Origin of the sequence: Simiduia agarivorans SA1 = DSM 21679 (genome assembly GCF_000305785.2) — a bacterium.
Taxonomy (GTDB): domain Bacteria; phylum Pseudomonadota; class Gammaproteobacteria; order Pseudomonadales; family Cellvibrionaceae; genus Simiduia; species Simiduia agarivorans.
In genome coordinates, this window is record NC_018868.3 from 357,010 (window position 1) to 372,444 (window position 15,435).

The following is a 15,435-nucleotide window of genomic DNA, read 5'->3' on the forward strand; positions in this document are numbered from 1 at the left end:
TTATGGCCTTTGTTTTTTCTGCCGACTTTTGCTTGAATGTGAAAGTCTTATTCATTCTGTAACAGACGAAGTATCAAAGAGACAACAATAAATCATGAATGCTGAGCATCAGGCCGGTCAGGTGCAGCCGGTAAGCGAGAAGGTGAGGGTGGCGGTGTTGGGTGGCGGCAGTTTTGGTACTGCCATTGCCAATATCAGCGCCACTAACGGCAACCCCACCCGGTTATGGATGCGCGACAGTGCGCGCGCGGCGCTGTGCCAACAGGAGCGGGAAAATCGCCACTATATTCCCGGTTATCGATTTGCCGAATCACTTACCGCCACTGCCGATCTGACTGCTGCCGTGGGTGATGCTGACATCGTGTTTGTTTCGGTGCCCAGTTCCGGGTTCCGCGAAGTGGTCAACCAGATTAAGCCACTGGTGCGCTCCGATGCGCTCATGGTCAGTACTACCAAAGGCATTGAAGGGCTTGGGTTTACACTGATGAGTGAAATACTGGCCGAGTGCATGCCGGGTCACAAAATTGGTGTGCTGAGCGGACCTAATTTTGCCAAAGAGATTGTAGAGCGACAGCAGACCGGTACCGTGATCGCATCGGACCATGCAGACCTGATTCAACGGGTTCAGAAAACCTTGTCTTCCAGCTACTTCCGGGTTTATGCCAATGCAGATCGGCGTGGCGTCGAGCTTGCGGGTGCGCTGAAAAATATTTATGCGATTATTTCCGGGATGGCCTATGCGCTGGGCGCCGGCAGTAATACACATGCCATGTTGATTACCCGTTCACTGGCGGAAATGAGCCGATTGGCGGTACAGTTAGGTGCCAACCCCATGACATTTCTGGGACTGGCGGGCGTGGGTGATCTGATCCTCACGTGCACCAGCGATCTGTCTCGTAATTACCGGGTAGGGTATGCCCTTGGCAAGGGCGAGGCATTGGAGGATATTGTGGCGTCTTTGGGGCAAGTGGCTGAAGGCGTCAATACGCTGCAGGTGGTTGCAGAAAAAGCCAAGGCCATGGGGGTTTATATGCCCTTGGTAGCGGGGCTTTATGCCGTGATTTTCAAAGGAATCCCTATTTCAGAAGTGGCACACAAACTGATGGTTGGGGAACAAAACACTGACGTGGAGTTTATGGGGAGCGCATCATGAGCGAGAACGAAACAGGCGAGAAAATAAAGCAGAACCTGCTGACAGTGGATCACTGGATCCGCTTGGTGTACATGATTCTGTTTGCTTTTGTGTTGCAGATTGCGAGTATCGTGATTGGTGCAGTGGTAATTCTGCAATTCATTTTTGCGTTGGTCACAGGCAGTTCCAATACCAATCTGCGACAGCTGGGCGCCAGCCTGACCTGCTACATCAGCGATACGCTCCGCTTTCTGACCTACAACAGCGAAGATAAACCCTTTCCGTTTTCTGATTGGCCCGAGCCGCCTGCTGATCAAGACCCGACCGCATGAAGCTCTACGTGCTGCGCCACGGTCAGGCGGCGATGCAGGCAGGGTCTGATTTTGAGCGACCCTTGACCCGCCAGGGGGAAGCGCAGGTTGCAGGGCAAACCGAAAAGTTTGCAGGCGCCTGGTCTTCGCTCAGCGCCGTTTACGTGAGCCCCTTGGTGCGTGGCCAGCAGACCGCGGCGGTGGTGGCGCAGACCTTGTCTTTCTCGCCGGGCGTTGTTTCGACGGTAGAATGGTTGCGACCTGAAACGCCTCTGGCCCATGTCTACGAGCAACTTTTGCACTGCACTGGTGACGTGTTACTCATCAGTCATCAGCCGTTGGTCAGCACCCTGAGTGCAGGTCTGGCTGGCCGCTCACCCTGGCAGCTCGGTATGGATACAGCCAGTGTCGCGGTGCTGGAAGGCGATTGTGTGACCGCCAATGGTATGGTGCTGGAGGCCGTTTATGACGCCCGTTGACTGCCGGTTTCCCCTGCGTGATGGCCGCCACCTCGCGGCCCGGCATTGGCACAAGCCCGGTCGGCCGTTAGTGCTGGCGTTGCATGGCTGGTTGGACAACTGCGCCAGTTTCGATAAATTGGCGCCCTTGCTCGATGTGTCCTTGTTGGCGCTGGATCTGGCGGGCCACGGCCATAGCAGCCACCGTTCTCCTCAGGGCCCTTATCACATCTGGGACGACCTGCTGGATCTGGATCAGGTGATTGCCCAGTTGCCCGAAGCCCCCGTGGGTCTGTTGGGCCATTCGCGTGGCGCAATTATCAGCACTTTGTACGCGTCGGCTCGACCAGAACAGGTACCCTTGCTGTGGTTGATTGACGGCATTTTTCCGGAGCCCGTTGAAGCCGATGGTACACCGGCACAATTGCGTAAAGCGTTGGACGAATTTCCCCGTCACGCCAACCGCCGCTTTGCGGTTTACGATTCGGTGGCTGCTGCCGCCAGTGTGCGCCAGGAAGGTATGTTCCCTGTAGGGCCTGACGCCGCGTTGGCGCTGGCTGAACGCGGTACTCAACAGGTAGAGCAGGGTTATTCATGGCGTGCCGATCCGGTATTGTTGGCGCCGTCCATGTTGAAACTGACGCGCGCCCAGATGCTATCGTTTCTCCAATCCGTACGATCCCGGGGGCTGTTGATTGTGGCCAGTGAGGGATTGCCGCGGTTTTTCCCCACCGTAGTGAGCTCGGTGTGTGAATTAAACGTAATCAGAGTGGAGCAGTTGGATGGCAGTCATCACCTTCACATGGAAGCGCCTGCAGCGGAGGTTGCGGCACTGTTCAACCGCGAATTGGAGCACCACCTCAAGTGACAGGAAAATTATTGATGCTTAATGGTAACGCCCGCTTCTGGCGCGTTAGTTGGCTTGGGTTGTTGGCTGCGGGCATGTCAATGGCAGTGCAGGCGGCACTCGATTTGCCGGTGCCCGATAATGTGCGCGTGGTTTATCAGACTCAGGTAGAAGCCCCGGATTATGTTTTGGTGCTGGGTACCTACCGGCGTATCAACAACGAATGGCGCATACAGAATCAATCGCGCGTGACCGGCATATTGTTGAGCAAAACCCTGGAGTTTCCGCGCAACAGTTCAGAGCGTTCCGCTTACGTCCAACTGCGCGATGCGATACCGGCGGAGCGGCGCCGGGAGTTGTTTTCCTGTCAGGGGCTTTTGTGTGGCAGCAGCAATGCCTGGGCGAACACGCATTTCAAAAAAGCCACGCTTTATGGCATCGATGCCAATCAGTCCTACGGCGTGTATGAAACCATCAGCGAGTCGGGGCAGCAGATTTTTACTGTGATCTACACCACCCAGCGGGGCAACGGTAGCGTGTTTGCGCAAGTGGATCGATTGCAGTCGCTGGCGCAAACCAGTCAGGCGCTGGTCACGCCAGCAGCCTCCATAGCCAACAGCCTGGCGGAGACCGGTGCATTTAATGTGCCCTTGCGGTCAAAAGACGATCATTGGGTGCTGGGCGCAGATCAGGCGCGTGAGCTGGTTGAGTTTATCAATGATCAACCCACCCGGACGCTGGTGTTGGTAGGGCATTGGGATGAGCCGGGTGAGGCGTCGGTGGTACGCAGTTCGGCATTGGCCGAGCGTATTCTGGCAGACCTGAAAACCCGTGGCCTCAAGCGTGAAGTGTTGGTGCTGGGGGTTGGAAACAGGGCGCCGGCGGGCAGGGAAGTGGCGCCGGCCAGGGTGGTGCTGGTGCGCAATTAGCGCACCGGGCAGGCAGCTACCGGATCAGGCTCAGAAATTCGGCCCGGGTCGCGTGTTCATCGCGGAAGGAGCCGAGCATTGCCGACGTCTTCATCGCGGAATTCTGTTTCTCCACTCCGCGCATCATCATGCACATATGTTTGGCTTCAACGATCACGCCAACACCTTCTGCGCCGGTAACAGATTTAATGGTTTCCGCAATCTGAACCGTCAGTTGTTCCTGAATCTGCAGGCGACGGGCAAACATATCCACAATGCGCGCCACTTTTGACAACCCAAGTACTTTACCGGTGGGGATATAGGCTACATGCGCTTTGCCGATGAACGGCAGCAGGTGGTGTTCGCACATGGAGTAAAGTTCGATGTCTTTGACGATAATCATCTCGCTGGAATCGGACGGGAACAGCGCGCCATTAATGACTTCATCCAGATCCTGATGGTAGCCGCGGGTCAGGAATTCGAACGCCTTGGCTGCCCTGGCCGGTGTGTCCTGCAGGCCGGGTCGGTTCAAGTCTTCGCCAATGGCGCTGATGATCTGTGCGAACTGCTCTTTCATGGTGCCTTTCTGCCTCGGTCAGTCGGGTGGCTATTATCGCCATTCTCGCCATAAGTACCAGCGCAAAATGGTTTTTCCCTCGCTTTAGCGAATACAATAGCCCGGCTACCGACTCAACGCAGGAATACTGAGTGAACGAATTAACCAGCCCCCCCATAGATGATTTAGTGAGCGTACAGGACTGGGTCCGTTGGGGTGCCAGTCAGCTGCACGCCGCCGGTGTTTTTTTCGGGCATGGCACCGACAATGCGTGGGACGAAAGCCTGCAGCTGGTGTTGCATGCGATTCATATGCGTTGGAGCGAAGACCCGCGTCTGTTGAGCTGCCGTTTGTCCCGGTTCGAACGCGAAGCGGTGGCGGCATTGGTGGCCCGGCGTATCAACGAGCGCATCCCCGTGGCTTACCTGACCGGGGAGGCCATGTTTGCTGGCCTGCCTTTCAGTGTGGATGAGCGGGTGCTGGTGCCTCGCTCACCCATCGGCGAGCTGATTGAGCGGGAGTTTCAACCCTGGCTGACACAATCGCCGGCGCGAATACTGGATTTGTGCACGGGCAGTGGTTGCATTGGGATTGCGTGCGCGCTGGCCTTCCCGAATGCACAGGTGGTACTGAGCGATATTTCATCGGACGCCCTGGCAGTTGCAGAATCCAATATCGACCGTTATCAGCTTGACGGCCAGGTCTATACCGTGCAATCCGATGGATTTGCGGGACTGAAGGGGCAGGTGTTTGATCTGATTGTGTCCAATCCTCCCTATGTGGATGCGCAAGACTTAGCCAGCATGCCGCCGGAATACCTGTGCGAGCCGAGTATCGGCTTGGGGTCGGGCCATGACGGTCTGGACTTTACCCGTCAGATATTGGCCCAGGCAGCCAACCATCTGACGGATCAGGGCGTATTGATTGTCGAGGTGGGCAACAGCTGGGAGGCGTTGGAGCAGGCGTTCCCGCATCTGCCTTTTACCTGGCTCGAGTTTGAGCGCGGAGGGCACGGTGTATTCATGCTCGCGGCGGGCGATCTGCGCGCATCGCAATAATCGTTTTATTTGGCTTATAATTCGCGCCCTTTGTTGCGCTAAAATCGATTTTTGGAAAGTCTATGTCTGGTAATACCCTTGGCAAACTGTTTACGGTCACCACCTTTGGCGAAAGTCATGGACTCGCGTTGGGCTGTATTGTGGATGGTTGTCCGCCTGGTCTCGTTATTTCGGAAGAGGATATCCAGTCAGAGCTGGACCGCCGCAAGCCGGGTACTTCCCGTTACACGACCCAACGCCGCGAGGCTGATCAGGTGAAAATCCTGTCCGGGGTGTTTGAGGGCAAAACCACCGGCACCCCAATCGGTATGGTGATCGAGAATACCGATCAGCGGTCGAAGGACTACGGCAACATCAAAGACCAGTTCCGCCCGGCGCATGCTGACTATACCTACATGCATAAATACGGTACGCGCGATTACCGCGGCGGTGGGCGGAGCTCTGCCCGCGAGACTGCAATGCGGGTAGCGGCAGGCGCCATTGCCAAGAAATACCTGCGTGAGCAGTGGGGCATAGTGGTGCGCGGCTTTCTCTCACAATTAGGTCCGATCAAAGCCGAGGCGTTCGACTGGGCGCAAGTGGCTGAAAACCCTTTCTTTTGCCCCGATGCCGTCAAGGTGCCGGAAATGGAGGCCTATATGCAGGCGCTCAACAAGGAGGGCAACTCCATTGGTGCGCGCATCAACGTGGTGGCAGAAGGGGTGCCACCGGGTTTGGGAGAGCCTGTGTTTGATCGCCTGGATGCGGATCTGGCGCACGCCCTGATGAGTATCAATGCGGTCAAGGGCGTTGAGATCGGCGCCGGTTTTGAAAGCGTTATCCAAAAGGGCACGGAGCACCGGGACGAACTCACGCCGGACGGTTTTTTATCCAATAACGCGGGTGGCATACTCGGGGGCATTTCCTCTGGCCAGCCCATTACCGCCAGCATCGCGCTGAAGCCCACCTCAAGCCTGCATTTGCCGGGACGTTCCATTGACGTGCACGGCAACGAGGTGGAAGTGGTCACCAAAGGGCGTCATGACCCCTGTGTTGGCATACGCGCAACGCCCATTGCGGAAGCCATGATGGCCATTGTGCTTATGGACCACCTGCTGCGCCATCGCGGCCAGAACGGTGGTGTACAACACTCAATTCCAGACATCACCCGCCGGTGAGTCCAGCTGCGCGCCCCTACGGGCGCCTCGCTTTTTTTTACCTCTCTTACTTTGCCTTGGTCGGCGTTTTGCTGCCTTACTGGAGTCTCTATCTCCGGTGGCTGGGTTACAGCGCCTCGGACATTGGTTGGGTTGCCGCCGTATTGATGGTGACCCGCATGGGTGCCCCCAATTTATGGGGTTGGCTGGCAGATCATCATTATTCCCGGCTCAGCCTGATCCGCTGGGGCAGTTTCGGTGCCTTGCTGGCGTTTTCCGGTTTGTTGGTGTCGCAAGCGCTGGTCTTCATGCTCGGCCTGGTATTCGTTTTTCGTTTTCTGGAATGCGGTGCTGGCGCAATTTGAAGTGTTGACCTTGCAGCACTTGTATCCGCACACAGGCCGCTATGGTCTGGTGCGCATATGGGGATCTGTGGGCTTTATTGTCGCGGTTCTGGGGCTCGGATTTGGCCTGGAGTTTCTGTCACCGGCCTGGATTCCACTCGTTGGTTTTGGTTTGTTTTTAAGTCTTTGGCTGGCTTCGCTCTGCTTGCCGGTCGCGCCCGGCACAAGCGATGCCTTGCGAGAACCGGCACCGGTGAACATGGGTTGCCGGCAGCTGTGGTTGTTTATGTTAGTGATGTTTTTGCTGCAACTGGCACACGGCCCTTATTACACTTTTTACACCCTTTACTTGCAGGATGCCGGCTGGGCAGAAGGCGAAATCGGCGTTTTGTGGAGTTTGGGCGTGGTGGCGGAAATTCTGGTGTTTCTGGTCATGCATCGCTTGCTGGACGGGGTATCGTTGCGTCTTTTGCTGTGGATCGCGGTGCTCCTTACCGCCGTGCGTTGGTTATTGATCGGCTGTTTCCCAGGGCTGCTGTCTGTGCTGGTGCTGGCGCAAGTGTTGCACGCGGCCAGCTTCGGTGTTGCCCATGCCGTTGCCATCGAGTGGGTCAGGCGACGATTTCCCGCCTCGCAGGCAGGTCAGGGGCAGGCTCTGTATTCATCGGTCAGTTTCGGCGCGGGCGGCGCTGCAGGTGCCTTGCTGAGTGGGCTGGTATGGGACTATTCACCCGCCGGCGTGTTTCTTGGGGCCGCACTGATATCGGTTTTGGCCCTGTTTTTTATTCCAAAGCTGCAGGAACCCCTGCTTCAAAAGAAATAAAAAATTGGTTTTCTCATAACCTGTTGCGATTCCAATGTGCATTCTTTAATGTGATAGAAGAGACACAGAAAGTGTGCTCCCCATCATAAAATGTTCAAAAACAGGGGCCTGCCATGAAAACCAAGTGTGAAACATTCGCCCGGGGGCTGTTAGCAAAAGGACTGGGTGCGTTTGTATTTTTTGGTACATTGTTACTACCTTTGCACGCCAGTGCCAACCAATGCGATGCGATCCAATGTGATTGCGACACCTTGCTGCAAGCATCTGATCATGCACTCTGCCTGAAGCAGCAGGCGGAATTGCGCAAAGACTGTAATCTTGCGGGCAGTCATACCGGCTATTGCCGGGTCGCGGGATTAAAAGCCTATCCGTTACCCTTCTCAATTGATTCCAGCCTGGATCTCATTGCCCGGAGCAAAGACATCGAAGCCAGCCTGGCGCAACGCGAAGCGCTGAATTGGTCGGCAGAGCAGGATTTGGCGACCGCGGTCAAATACCAATCCCGGTCGGCCTATGGCAACGCGCTCACGGCCTACAAAAACCTGGCTGCAACCCTGGACAAGCTCTACGCCTTGCAGCGCCAGGCGGTGGACAGTTTCATCGCCAAGGATGACGCAGGCGAAGCTGAGGATGTCGCCGGTGATGCGTGGGAGCCCTTGAGCGAATGGTCTGACAAGCTTTACGTGCAAGCGCGTGGGCTCTGGGCGGATAAGCCCGAATCCGACCCTAAATTGCAGCGTAAGCGTCAGGTATTGGCCATGAATGTCATGCGCTATGCCAGTTCTGCAACACAGCAGGCGGCGGAAATGGCGGCGCTGGCGGACGAGCCGGAGGATGCGGCCACATTGTGGCGTAAAGCTGCAGAAAATGCTGAATTGATGTTGGGTTGGCGAAAACAAACCCGTTCTAAAGCGCAATACATCAACTATTTTCAGCAGCAGGGAATTGCTGCCTGGCACCGCGCGGCCATGTACTACGACCAGCTCGAAGAGCCGGAATTGGCGGCTGAGTCGAGGTTGAAAGCCGACCAGCTGGCTAAAACTGACGTGGCATCCCGTTCATGATCGGGCCGTTGAGTGGCGCTCTATGAGAGAGCGGCTGGCAGTTGGGTTATTGCAGGCCGATCTGGTGTGGCAATCGCCGGCCGATAATTATCTGCAACTAGCCGATTTGCTGGCAGAACAGGCCCTGGGTTTGCACCTGGTGTTGTTGCCGGAGACGTTCACAACCGGGTTTACCCAATCAACCCAGGAGTTTGCCGAAGCTTTCCCGGGGCCAACCCTCCGTTGGATGCAGGCCCAGGCCGCGCTGCACAATTTCACGCTTGCCGGCAGTTACCATGTGCGTGAGGACGGTCGCTACTATAACCGCTTCGTCTGGGTACATCCCGATGGTGATTACGGTTATTACGACAAGCGCCACTTGTTTTCCATGGCCGGTGAGCATGAGGTGTTCACGCCCGGGCACGCACGCAAAATCTTCGAATGCCAAGGGTGGCGTTGTCTGCCTCAGATTTGTTACGACTTGCGGTTTCCTGTCTTCTCCCGTTCCCGGGGCGATTATGACCTGGCGATATACGTGGCCAATTGGCCGGAAGCGCGGACGGCGCAATGGCAGCGCTTGTTGCCCGCACGGGCCATTGAAAACCAGGCTTTTGTGGCCGGGGTGAACCGGGTTGGTATCGACGGCGAGGGGTATGTCTATCCCGGTGACAGCCAGATATACGATCCCTTAGGCGAGCCTATGTGTGAGAACGAGGGTGGGGTAACGCTACTGCGGGCAGAGTTATCTGCGCTGCAGTTGGCCAGGCTGCGGGATCGATTCCCCGTGCATGATGATGCCGATGAATTTACTTTACGGCTTTAATGGGTTTTCTGCTTTATTTGTGTGTCCCGCCTCTTGTTTTAATGTCATAAGCGACTGTTGATCTGCTGCTAAACTCTTGGCTGAATCTTATCCAGTGCCGCGCGAGGCTGTTATTTAAGGGGCTGGCGTCGGTGTCTGAAAGTGGTTATAGTAAATCAAACATACGTTTGAACGAATGCTCGCGAGACCATTCGTTCTACTCATTTCAGTTATCTAGCAAGAGGTTTCCATGGTCTACCAGGGCAAATCGGTATCTGTGCAAATGCTTGACGACGGTATCGCGGAGCTGTGTTTTAACGCTTCCGCCGAGTCGGTTAACAAATTTGACGTGGCTACGGTCAATGAGCTTTCAGAAGCCATCACCGCGCTGGAGCAGTGCGAGGGCCTTAAGGGTGTGATCGCGACATCGGTCAAAGGCGTGTTTATCGTGGGTGCCGACATTACCGAGTTTGGCGGTGTGTTTGGTGCCGGCGAGGATGCCGTGATTGGCCATCTGGCCAAAAATAACGAGAACAACAACCGCCTGGAAGACCTGAAGGTGCCCGTTGTGGTGGCGATCAATGGCTATGCCTTGGGTGGTGGCCTGGAGTTCTGCCTGGCGTGTGATTACCGCATTATGGCCTCCGGTGCCAAGATCGGCCTGCCGGAAACGAAATTGGGGCTGATTCCGGGGTGGGGTGGCACCGTGCGCTTGCCGCGTATTGCCGGTGTTGATACCGCCGCCGAGTGGATTGCATCCGGTAAAGAGCAGCGTGCCGATGCCGCGCTCAAAGCCGGCGTGGTGGATGCCGTGGTGGAAGCCGATCAGGTTCGCGACGCCGCGCTGCACACACTGGCGCAATGCATCAGTGGCGCATTCGACTATCAGGCCCGTCGCGCGCAGAAAACCGGCCCCATGGCACTGAACGATACCGAAGGTCTGATGGCCTTTGAAACCGCCAAAGCTTTTGTGGGCGCGCAAGCGGGAAAAAACTACCCGGCGCCGGTTACGGCGATCAAGTGCATGCAGAAAGCCATGAAGCTGGACCGTACCGGCGCACTGGCGGCTGAGGCCGCGGGCTTTGCCAAACTGGCGGCCACCACGGCGGCGCAATCCCTGGTGGGGCTGTTTTTGTCGGATCAGTTGATCGGTAAGAAAGCCAAAGGGTGGGAAAAACAGGCTGATAAGCGTATTGAGCGTGCGGCGGTATTGGGTGCAGGCATCATGGGCGGTGGTATTGCCTACCAGTCTGCGCTCAAGGGTACGCCGATTAAAATGAAGGATATCGCGCAGGCGGGTATCGACCTTGGACTATCGGAAGCCTCCAAACTGTTGACCAAACAGGTAGAGCGCGGGCGCATGAAGCCGGCTCAAATGGCAGAAGTACTGACCCGCATCGAGCCGTGTCTGGCATACGACGGTTTTGACCAGGTAGACATCGTGGTCGAGGCGGTGGTGGAAAATCCGAAAGTCAAACACGCGGTGCTGGCCGATGTGGAGACGCGCGTAGGTGAGGATGCCATTATTGCGTCAAACACTTCCACCATTTCCATTTCCTATCTGGCGCAGGCACTCAAACGCCCGGAAAATTTCTGTGGCATGCATTTTTTCAATCCGGTACACGCCATGCCGTTGGTGGAAGTGATCCGGGGTGAAAAAACCTCCGATAAAGCCGTCGCACGCACAGTGGCCTACGCCAATGCCATGGGCAAGAAAGCGGTTGTGGTGAAGGATTGCCCGGGCTTTTTGGTGAACCGGGTACTGTTTCCCTATTTTGCCGGTTTCTCCATGTTGCTGCGCGACGGTGCCGACTTCCAGCAGGTAGACAAGGTCATGCAAGCCTGGGGATGGCCCATGGGGCCGGCCTATTTACTCGATGTGGTGGGTATTGATACTGCGGCCCATTGCGAGCAGGTGATGGCGGAAGGTTTCCCCACGCGCATGGGCAAGACGTTTAAAGCGTGTACAGACATCATGTATGAAGCGAAACGCTTCGGGCAGAAAAATGCCAAAGGGTTTTACCAGTATCAGCCCGATAAAAAAGGCAAGCCGGCCAAGTTGGTGGATGACGAAACCTACGCCTTGCTTGCGCCCCATGTGGCAGAACGCAAGGATTTTTCAGAGCAGGAAATCGTTGCCCGGATGATGATTCCCATGCTGACAGAAATGGCGCGCTGCCTGGAAGAGGGTATTGTGGATTCGGCGGCCGAAGCCGATATGGCATTGATTTATGGCCTCGGTTTTCCGCCCTTCCGCGGCGGTGTTTTCCGTTGGGCCGATAGCCTCGGGTTGACAGCCGTTGTGGAAATGGCGAAGGCCTATGAAACGTTGGGCGAACTGTATCAGCCCACAGAAGGCATGCTGGCGTTAGCCGGCGCTGGCAAATCTTATTACGCGTGAGTTGGGGGCAAAGCAATGACGATTAATCCAAGAGATGCAGTGATTGTCGATTATGGACGCAGTGCCATGGGGCGATCCAAAAATGGTTGTTTCCGCAATGTGCGCGCTGATGATATTTCAGTGGCTGTTATAAAGGGGTTGCTGGCCCGCAATCCCGAATTGAATCCGGCGGAAATTGACGACGTGATCTGGGGTTGTGTGTTGCAGCGCGAGGAGCAGGGCTTCAATATCGCCCGCAATATTGTTCTGCGTGCAGGTTTGCCACACTCGGTACCGGCACAAACAGTGAATCGCTTATGCGGTTCTTCCATGAGCGCGTTGCACACAGCCACCGCTAACATTCGCGCGGGATTGGGCGATGTCTATCTGGTGGGGGGCGTCGAGCATCTGGGCCATTTACCCATGTACGAATCGGTCGACCCCAATCCGTTATTGGGTCTGTCGGTCGCAAAAGCGGCGGGCAATATGGGTATGACAGCTGAATACCTTTCGCTGCTGCATGGCATTCAGCGCGAACAGATGGATGCCTTTGGTGCTCGCTCGCACCAGTTGGCCGCCAAAGCCACCGAGCAGGGTATTTTTGCCCGGGAAATTATTCCGGTAGCCGGTCACGACAGTCGCGGATTTCCCACGCTGATCACCGCCGATGAAACCATTCGTCCGGAAACCACGGTAGAAGCACTGGCTGCACTGAAGCCCGTGTTTGATCCGAAGAACGGTACGGTAACGGCCGGCACCTCTTCGCAATTGTCCGATGGTGCTTCTGCCATGCTGGTGATGAGTGCCGAGCGCGCCCAATCCCTGGGGCTCACGCCTATCGCCCGGATAACCTCGCTGGCACTTGCCGGCGTTGATCCGAGTATCATGGGTTATGGTCCGGTACCGTCAACTGAAAAGGCGTTGAAGCTTGCCAATCTGAGCATGGACGACGTCCAGATGGTAGAGCTGAACGAGGCGTTTGCAGCGCAGGCATTGCCGGTGTTGAAAGATCTCAAGTTGATGGATGTGATGGACGAAAAGGTCAATATCTTTGGCGGTGCCATCGCCTTGGGTCATCCGTTCGGCTGTTCAGGCACGCGCATTACCGGTACTTTGTTGACCGCAATGAAACACAAGGATGCCGCCATCGGCGTGTCCACCATGTGCATCGGTTTGGGGCAGGGTATCTCTACCGTCATCGAACGCCTGAATTGATTGCTGCAGACCGGCGGTTTCTGGCCCGCCGCCGGTCTGGTAAACTCCGCCGGTTTCGAGTTTGTGGGCCTGTCCATGCATGTAATCAATTCTCTCGCTGCTGATTCCGTTGAAGCCTGCTTGTTGGAGGCTTTGGCGCGTCCCGGTGTCGGGATTTTTGAGTATCGGCTGCAGCAGGATTTTCTACCTGGCAGGCCCCCGCAGGACGTGTTGGTGGTCACATTGTCTGAGGCTTCGGTCTCACGTCTGGCGGTATTGCCTGACGATCAGGATGCCAGACAGTTTTTTGCGCTCACACGGACAATCGACGAAATTCAGGCGTGGTTGGCCGCGCGTGGTGTGGGTTGTTTTTCTATCGCCGACGCCTGGTGTCTGGGGCCGGTAATCATCGCCAAGCCCTGGGGCCGTGAAGTCTGGTTTACCGGTGTTGAGGCGAGGGGGCAGTCTGCATTCGTGGATCCTTGTGGGTCTGAAACGCCCTTGTCCTGGTTGCTCTCTTTGTTGCCCCGGTCTTTGTTGGGCGCGCGCCAGCCTGCGCTGACCTTGTTAAAAATTCTCGACCCTTTGCCCGAGCCCGTATTCGGCGATCTGTATTTCGAGATGCACGAGCAAAAGCAAGAGGTTTACGTGGTGACCCGGGTTGATGCGGCTGCCTGGCCGGGCGGGCAAGGGGGCATTCGATTTGGTTTTAACCAGCAGGTTCGCGACCAGTACGATTCGGATGACACTTTCCGGTTGGCTTACCTTGAAGCCGTTCGCGACTACGAGGCAATCAGGCGCAGAATCGATGGCCAGGTAGATGCTCTGCGGCTCAAGGATGGCGTGGGTGTGAACGAGCCAGTGGCAGCCGATCAGCAGAAGGCCTGGCTGGCGCAGCTCCCGCCTGCGTTGATGCAAGAGGAGTCAGAAGCGCGCGCGAGAATGGACGGTTTTGCTCACGTACTGCCTTTGCAAGTGGGTGATGTCGTCAAGGTACCGTGTTACACGCCGCATTCATTGATGCACGGCGTCACGACCGTAGAGTTCCAGACGCCGGTGTACGAGCGCAAAATTCTGTCATTTGCCCAAAAAGTATTAACCCAGGATCACTGGGATACCGCCGAAGCGCTGGAAAAAATCAACCTGGATACACCGGTAAATCCACCCTTGGCGTGTGTATTTCAACGCGACGGCGTGTTGTGTGAGCAGGTGGTGCGTTTTGATGATTTCAGGGTATTACGCCTGCGGCTGGACGCCGGTTGCAGTTTTCCGTTGACCGGTGATGAATATGCCCTGCTTATGATTGTTACAGGCAGTGCGCAGTTGGATGACATGATACCGAAAGAGGGCGCTGCTTACTTTTTACCGGCGGCGAGTGGCGCGCATACACTGAAAAACCGGGGGCTGTCGCCCTTGGTCGTATTGTTATCAGAGCCTGTGTGAGTGGGCCAAACCGGACGGACAACGTAATGGTGAGATGGATACTGCTTCTCCCTCTGTTGGGGTGGGTCTGGCTTGCGCAGGCAGAGCCCCTGTCCTGGCAATTAACGCGTGGTGATGCCACGGTGACATTGTTTGGCTCGGTGCATGCCGGCGCGGCTGATTTTTATCCGCTACCCACTCCCATCGAGCGGGCTTATGCGTCGTCCAGTCGTTTACTGGTGGAGCTGGATATTACCCGGCTCGATGTGTCGGCCTATAACCGACTGATTGCTGAATTGGGTTTTTTTGGTGAAAGCACCGGGGAGGAGGCTGCGCTGGCTGCGTTTCATCAAAGCCGGGGCTGGCAATCGTTCAAATCCCTGTGCCAACGAAAGCCGGCCTTGTGCGGGCCTCATCAGGAGAGAATGAAGCCTTGGTTGCTCAGCCTGCTGCTGGCCAATCGGATGGTGGCGGAGTCCCGTTTCAGCGCAGCCTTAGGCGTAGACAGCTACTTCCTCAATCGCCGTGGTCAGCGGGAGGTGGTTGAACTGGAAAGCCTTGGCCAGCAAATCAAGGTGTTTGCTGGTCTGAGTGCTGAGGACCAAGAGGTGTTGTTCAGCCAATCGGTGCAGGATTATGCTGATGGAGACGCTGCGCTGGCGCGCTTGATGAACAGCTGGGTAGCCGGTGATGCCGCCGATTTGAGCGCGCAGGCGCTGGCGCCCCTGCAGCAGAACCCGGCGGTTTTCGACGCGCTTTTTGTCGAGCGCAACCGCGCCATGGCGCGCAAGATCGGGCTGGCCAGTGAAGCGGGCGGAGCGATATTCGTGGTGGTGGGCGCCGGTCACCTGCTGGGCCAGCAGGGCTTGGTACAGCTCCTTTCCCACATGGGGTTTTCGGTTCGGCAGTTGACCGGTGAAGAGTGTGTTGAACCGGCCTGTTGACTGTGGCACAATCTGCACCCCTTGAGCGCTGCCACTGGAAGATTTATATAATATCCCCAGTAAAAACAAAGGCTTAG

The 15,435-nt window shown here is 56.3% G+C and carries 14 protein-coding genes and 1 pseudogene; 14 read left to right on the plus strand and 1 reads right to left on the minus strand.

The window, feature by feature from the left end; translation table 11 throughout:
- Positions 1 to 94 precede the first annotated feature (94 nt).
- From M5M_RS01645 to M5M_RS01665, 5 genes are read left to right on the plus strand one after another with little or no spacing between them, the layout of a single operon-like run.
- Positions 95 to 1,153 carry an NAD(P)H-dependent glycerol-3-phosphate dehydrogenase gene (locus tag M5M_RS01645; RefSeq protein WP_015045725.1) on the plus strand — a complete coding sequence of 353 codons (1,059 nt, stop codon included), beginning with the start codon at positions 95 to 97 and terminating at the stop codon, positions 1,151 to 1,153.
- A complete protein-coding gene (locus M5M_RS01650) occupies positions 1,150 to 1,464 on the plus strand; it encodes a DUF4389 domain-containing protein (protein ID WP_015045726.1) in 315 nt (104 codons plus the stop codon). The genes M5M_RS01645 and M5M_RS01650 overlap by 4 nt, the downstream gene beginning before the upstream one ends.
- Positions 1,461 to 1,922: a phosphohistidine phosphatase SixA gene (gene sixA, locus M5M_RS01655; RefSeq protein WP_015045727.1), complete on the plus strand. Its 462-nt coding sequence runs from the start codon at positions 1,461 to 1,463 to the stop codon at positions 1,920 to 1,922. The genes M5M_RS01650 and sixA overlap by 4 nt, the downstream gene beginning before the upstream one ends.
- On the plus strand, positions 1,909 to 2,769 hold the full coding sequence (locus tag M5M_RS01660) for an alpha/beta fold hydrolase (RefSeq protein WP_015045728.1): 861 nt from the start codon (positions 1,909 to 1,911) through the stop codon (positions 2,767 to 2,769). The genes sixA and M5M_RS01660 overlap by 14 nt, the downstream gene beginning before the upstream one ends.
- 14 nt (positions 2,770 to 2,783) lie before the next feature.
- Positions 2,784 to 3,677, plus strand: coding sequence for a DUF4892 domain-containing protein (locus tag M5M_RS01665; protein ID WP_015045729.1), 894 nt, complete (start codon positions 2,784 to 2,786; stop codon positions 3,675 to 3,677).
- A gap of 16 nt (positions 3,678 to 3,693) precedes the next feature.
- On the opposite strand, the gene folE is transcribed toward M5M_RS01665, so the two are convergent.
- A complete protein-coding gene (gene folE, locus M5M_RS01670) occupies positions 3,694 to 4,233 on the minus strand; it encodes a GTP cyclohydrolase I FolE (RefSeq protein WP_015045730.1) in 540 nt (179 codons plus the stop codon).
- A gap of 131 nt (positions 4,234 to 4,364) precedes the next feature.
- Between folE and prmB the strand changes: the two genes are divergently transcribed.
- The 9 genes and pseudogenes from prmB (at position 4,365) to M5M_RS01715 (ending at position 15,358) form a co-directional block, all read left to right on the plus strand.
- On the plus strand, positions 4,365 to 5,270 hold the full coding sequence (gene prmB, locus M5M_RS01675) for a 50S ribosomal protein L3 N(5)-glutamine methyltransferase (protein WP_015045731.1): 906 nt from the start codon (positions 4,365 to 4,367) through the stop codon (positions 5,268 to 5,270).
- 62 nt (positions 5,271 to 5,332) lie between these two features.
- Entirely contained in the window at positions 5,333 to 6,427 is a 1,095-nt protein-coding gene (gene aroC / locus M5M_RS01680) for a chorismate synthase (protein ID WP_015045732.1), read from the plus strand.
- Positions 6,424 to 7,573, plus strand: a pseudogene (locus M5M_RS01685) (MFS transporter). The gene aroC and the pseudogene M5M_RS01685 overlap by 4 nt, the downstream one beginning before the upstream one ends.
- Positions 7,574 to 7,686: 113 nt before the next feature.
- Positions 7,687 to 8,637 carry a hypothetical protein gene (locus tag M5M_RS01690; protein ID WP_016389158.1) on the plus strand — a complete coding sequence of 317 codons (951 nt, stop codon included), beginning with the start codon at positions 7,687 to 7,689 and terminating at the stop codon, positions 8,635 to 8,637.
- A gap of 22 nt (positions 8,638 to 8,659) precedes the next feature.
- Positions 8,660 to 9,439 (plus strand): amidohydrolase, encoded by a 780-nt coding sequence (locus M5M_RS01695; protein ID WP_015045734.1) that lies wholly within the window; start codon positions 8,660 to 8,662, stop codon positions 9,437 to 9,439.
- 229 nt (positions 9,440 to 9,668) lie between these two features.
- Positions 9,669 to 11,819, plus strand: a complete 2,151-nt coding sequence (gene fadB / locus M5M_RS01700; protein WP_015045735.1) for a fatty acid oxidation complex subunit alpha FadB — start codon at positions 9,669 to 9,671, stop codon at positions 11,817 to 11,819.
- A 15-nt stretch (positions 11,820 to 11,834) separates the two neighbouring features.
- Entirely contained in the window at positions 11,835 to 13,013 is a 1,179-nt protein-coding gene (fadA, locus tag M5M_RS01705) for an acetyl-CoA C-acyltransferase FadA (protein ID WP_016389159.1), read from the plus strand.
- Positions 13,014 to 14,435, plus strand: a complete 1,422-nt coding sequence (locus M5M_RS01710; protein ID WP_015045736.1) for a hypothetical protein — start codon at positions 13,014 to 13,016, stop codon at positions 14,433 to 14,435.
- Between the two features lie 26 nt (positions 14,436 to 14,461).
- Complete coding sequence (locus M5M_RS01715) at positions 14,462 to 15,358, plus strand: TraB/GumN family protein (RefSeq protein ID WP_016389160.1); 897 nt, start codon at positions 14,462 to 14,464, stop codon at positions 15,356 to 15,358.
- Positions 15,359 to 15,435 lie beyond the last annotated feature (77 nt).

Excerpts from the sequence above, each read along its gene's own strand:
- aroC (WP_015045732.1), top strand. The coding sequence starts at position 5,333 with ATGTCTGGTAATACCCTTGGCAAACTGTTTACGGTCACCACCTTTGGC.
- fadB (WP_015045735.1), top strand. The coding sequence starts at position 9,669 with ATGGTCTACCAGGGCAAATCGGTATCTGTGCAAATGCTTGACGACGGT.
- M5M_RS01650 (WP_015045726.1), top strand. The coding sequence starts at position 1,150 with ATGAGCGAGAACGAAACAGGCGAGAAAATAAAGCAGAACCTGCTGACA.
- M5M_RS01660 (WP_015045728.1), top strand. The coding sequence starts at position 1,909 with ATGACGCCCGTTGACTGCCGGTTTCCCCTGCGTGATGGCCGCCACCTC.
- M5M_RS01715 (WP_016389160.1), top strand. The coding sequence starts at position 14,462 with ATGGTGAGATGGATACTGCTTCTCCCTCTGTTGGGGTGGGTCTGGCTT.
- M5M_RS01695 (WP_015045734.1), top strand. The coding sequence starts at position 8,660 with ATGAGAGAGCGGCTGGCAGTTGGGTTATTGCAGGCCGATCTGGTGTGG.
- sixA (WP_015045727.1), top strand. The coding sequence starts at position 1,461 with ATGAAGCTCTACGTGCTGCGCCACGGTCAGGCGGCGATGCAGGCAGGG.
- fadA (WP_016389159.1), top strand. The coding sequence starts at position 11,835 with ATGACGATTAATCCAAGAGATGCAGTGATTGTCGATTATGGACGCAGT.
- M5M_RS01690 (WP_016389158.1), top strand. The coding sequence starts at position 7,687 with ATGAAAACCAAGTGTGAAACATTCGCCCGGGGGCTGTTAGCAAAAGGA.
- folE (WP_015045730.1), bottom strand. The coding sequence starts at position 4,233 with ATGAAAGAGCAGTTCGCACAGATCATCAGCGCCATTGGCGAAGACTTG.
- M5M_RS01665 (WP_015045729.1), top strand. The coding sequence starts at position 2,784 with ATGCTTAATGGTAACGCCCGCTTCTGGCGCGTTAGTTGGCTTGGGTTG.
- M5M_RS01645 (WP_015045725.1), top strand. The coding sequence starts at position 95 with ATGAATGCTGAGCATCAGGCCGGTCAGGTGCAGCCGGTAAGCGAGAAG.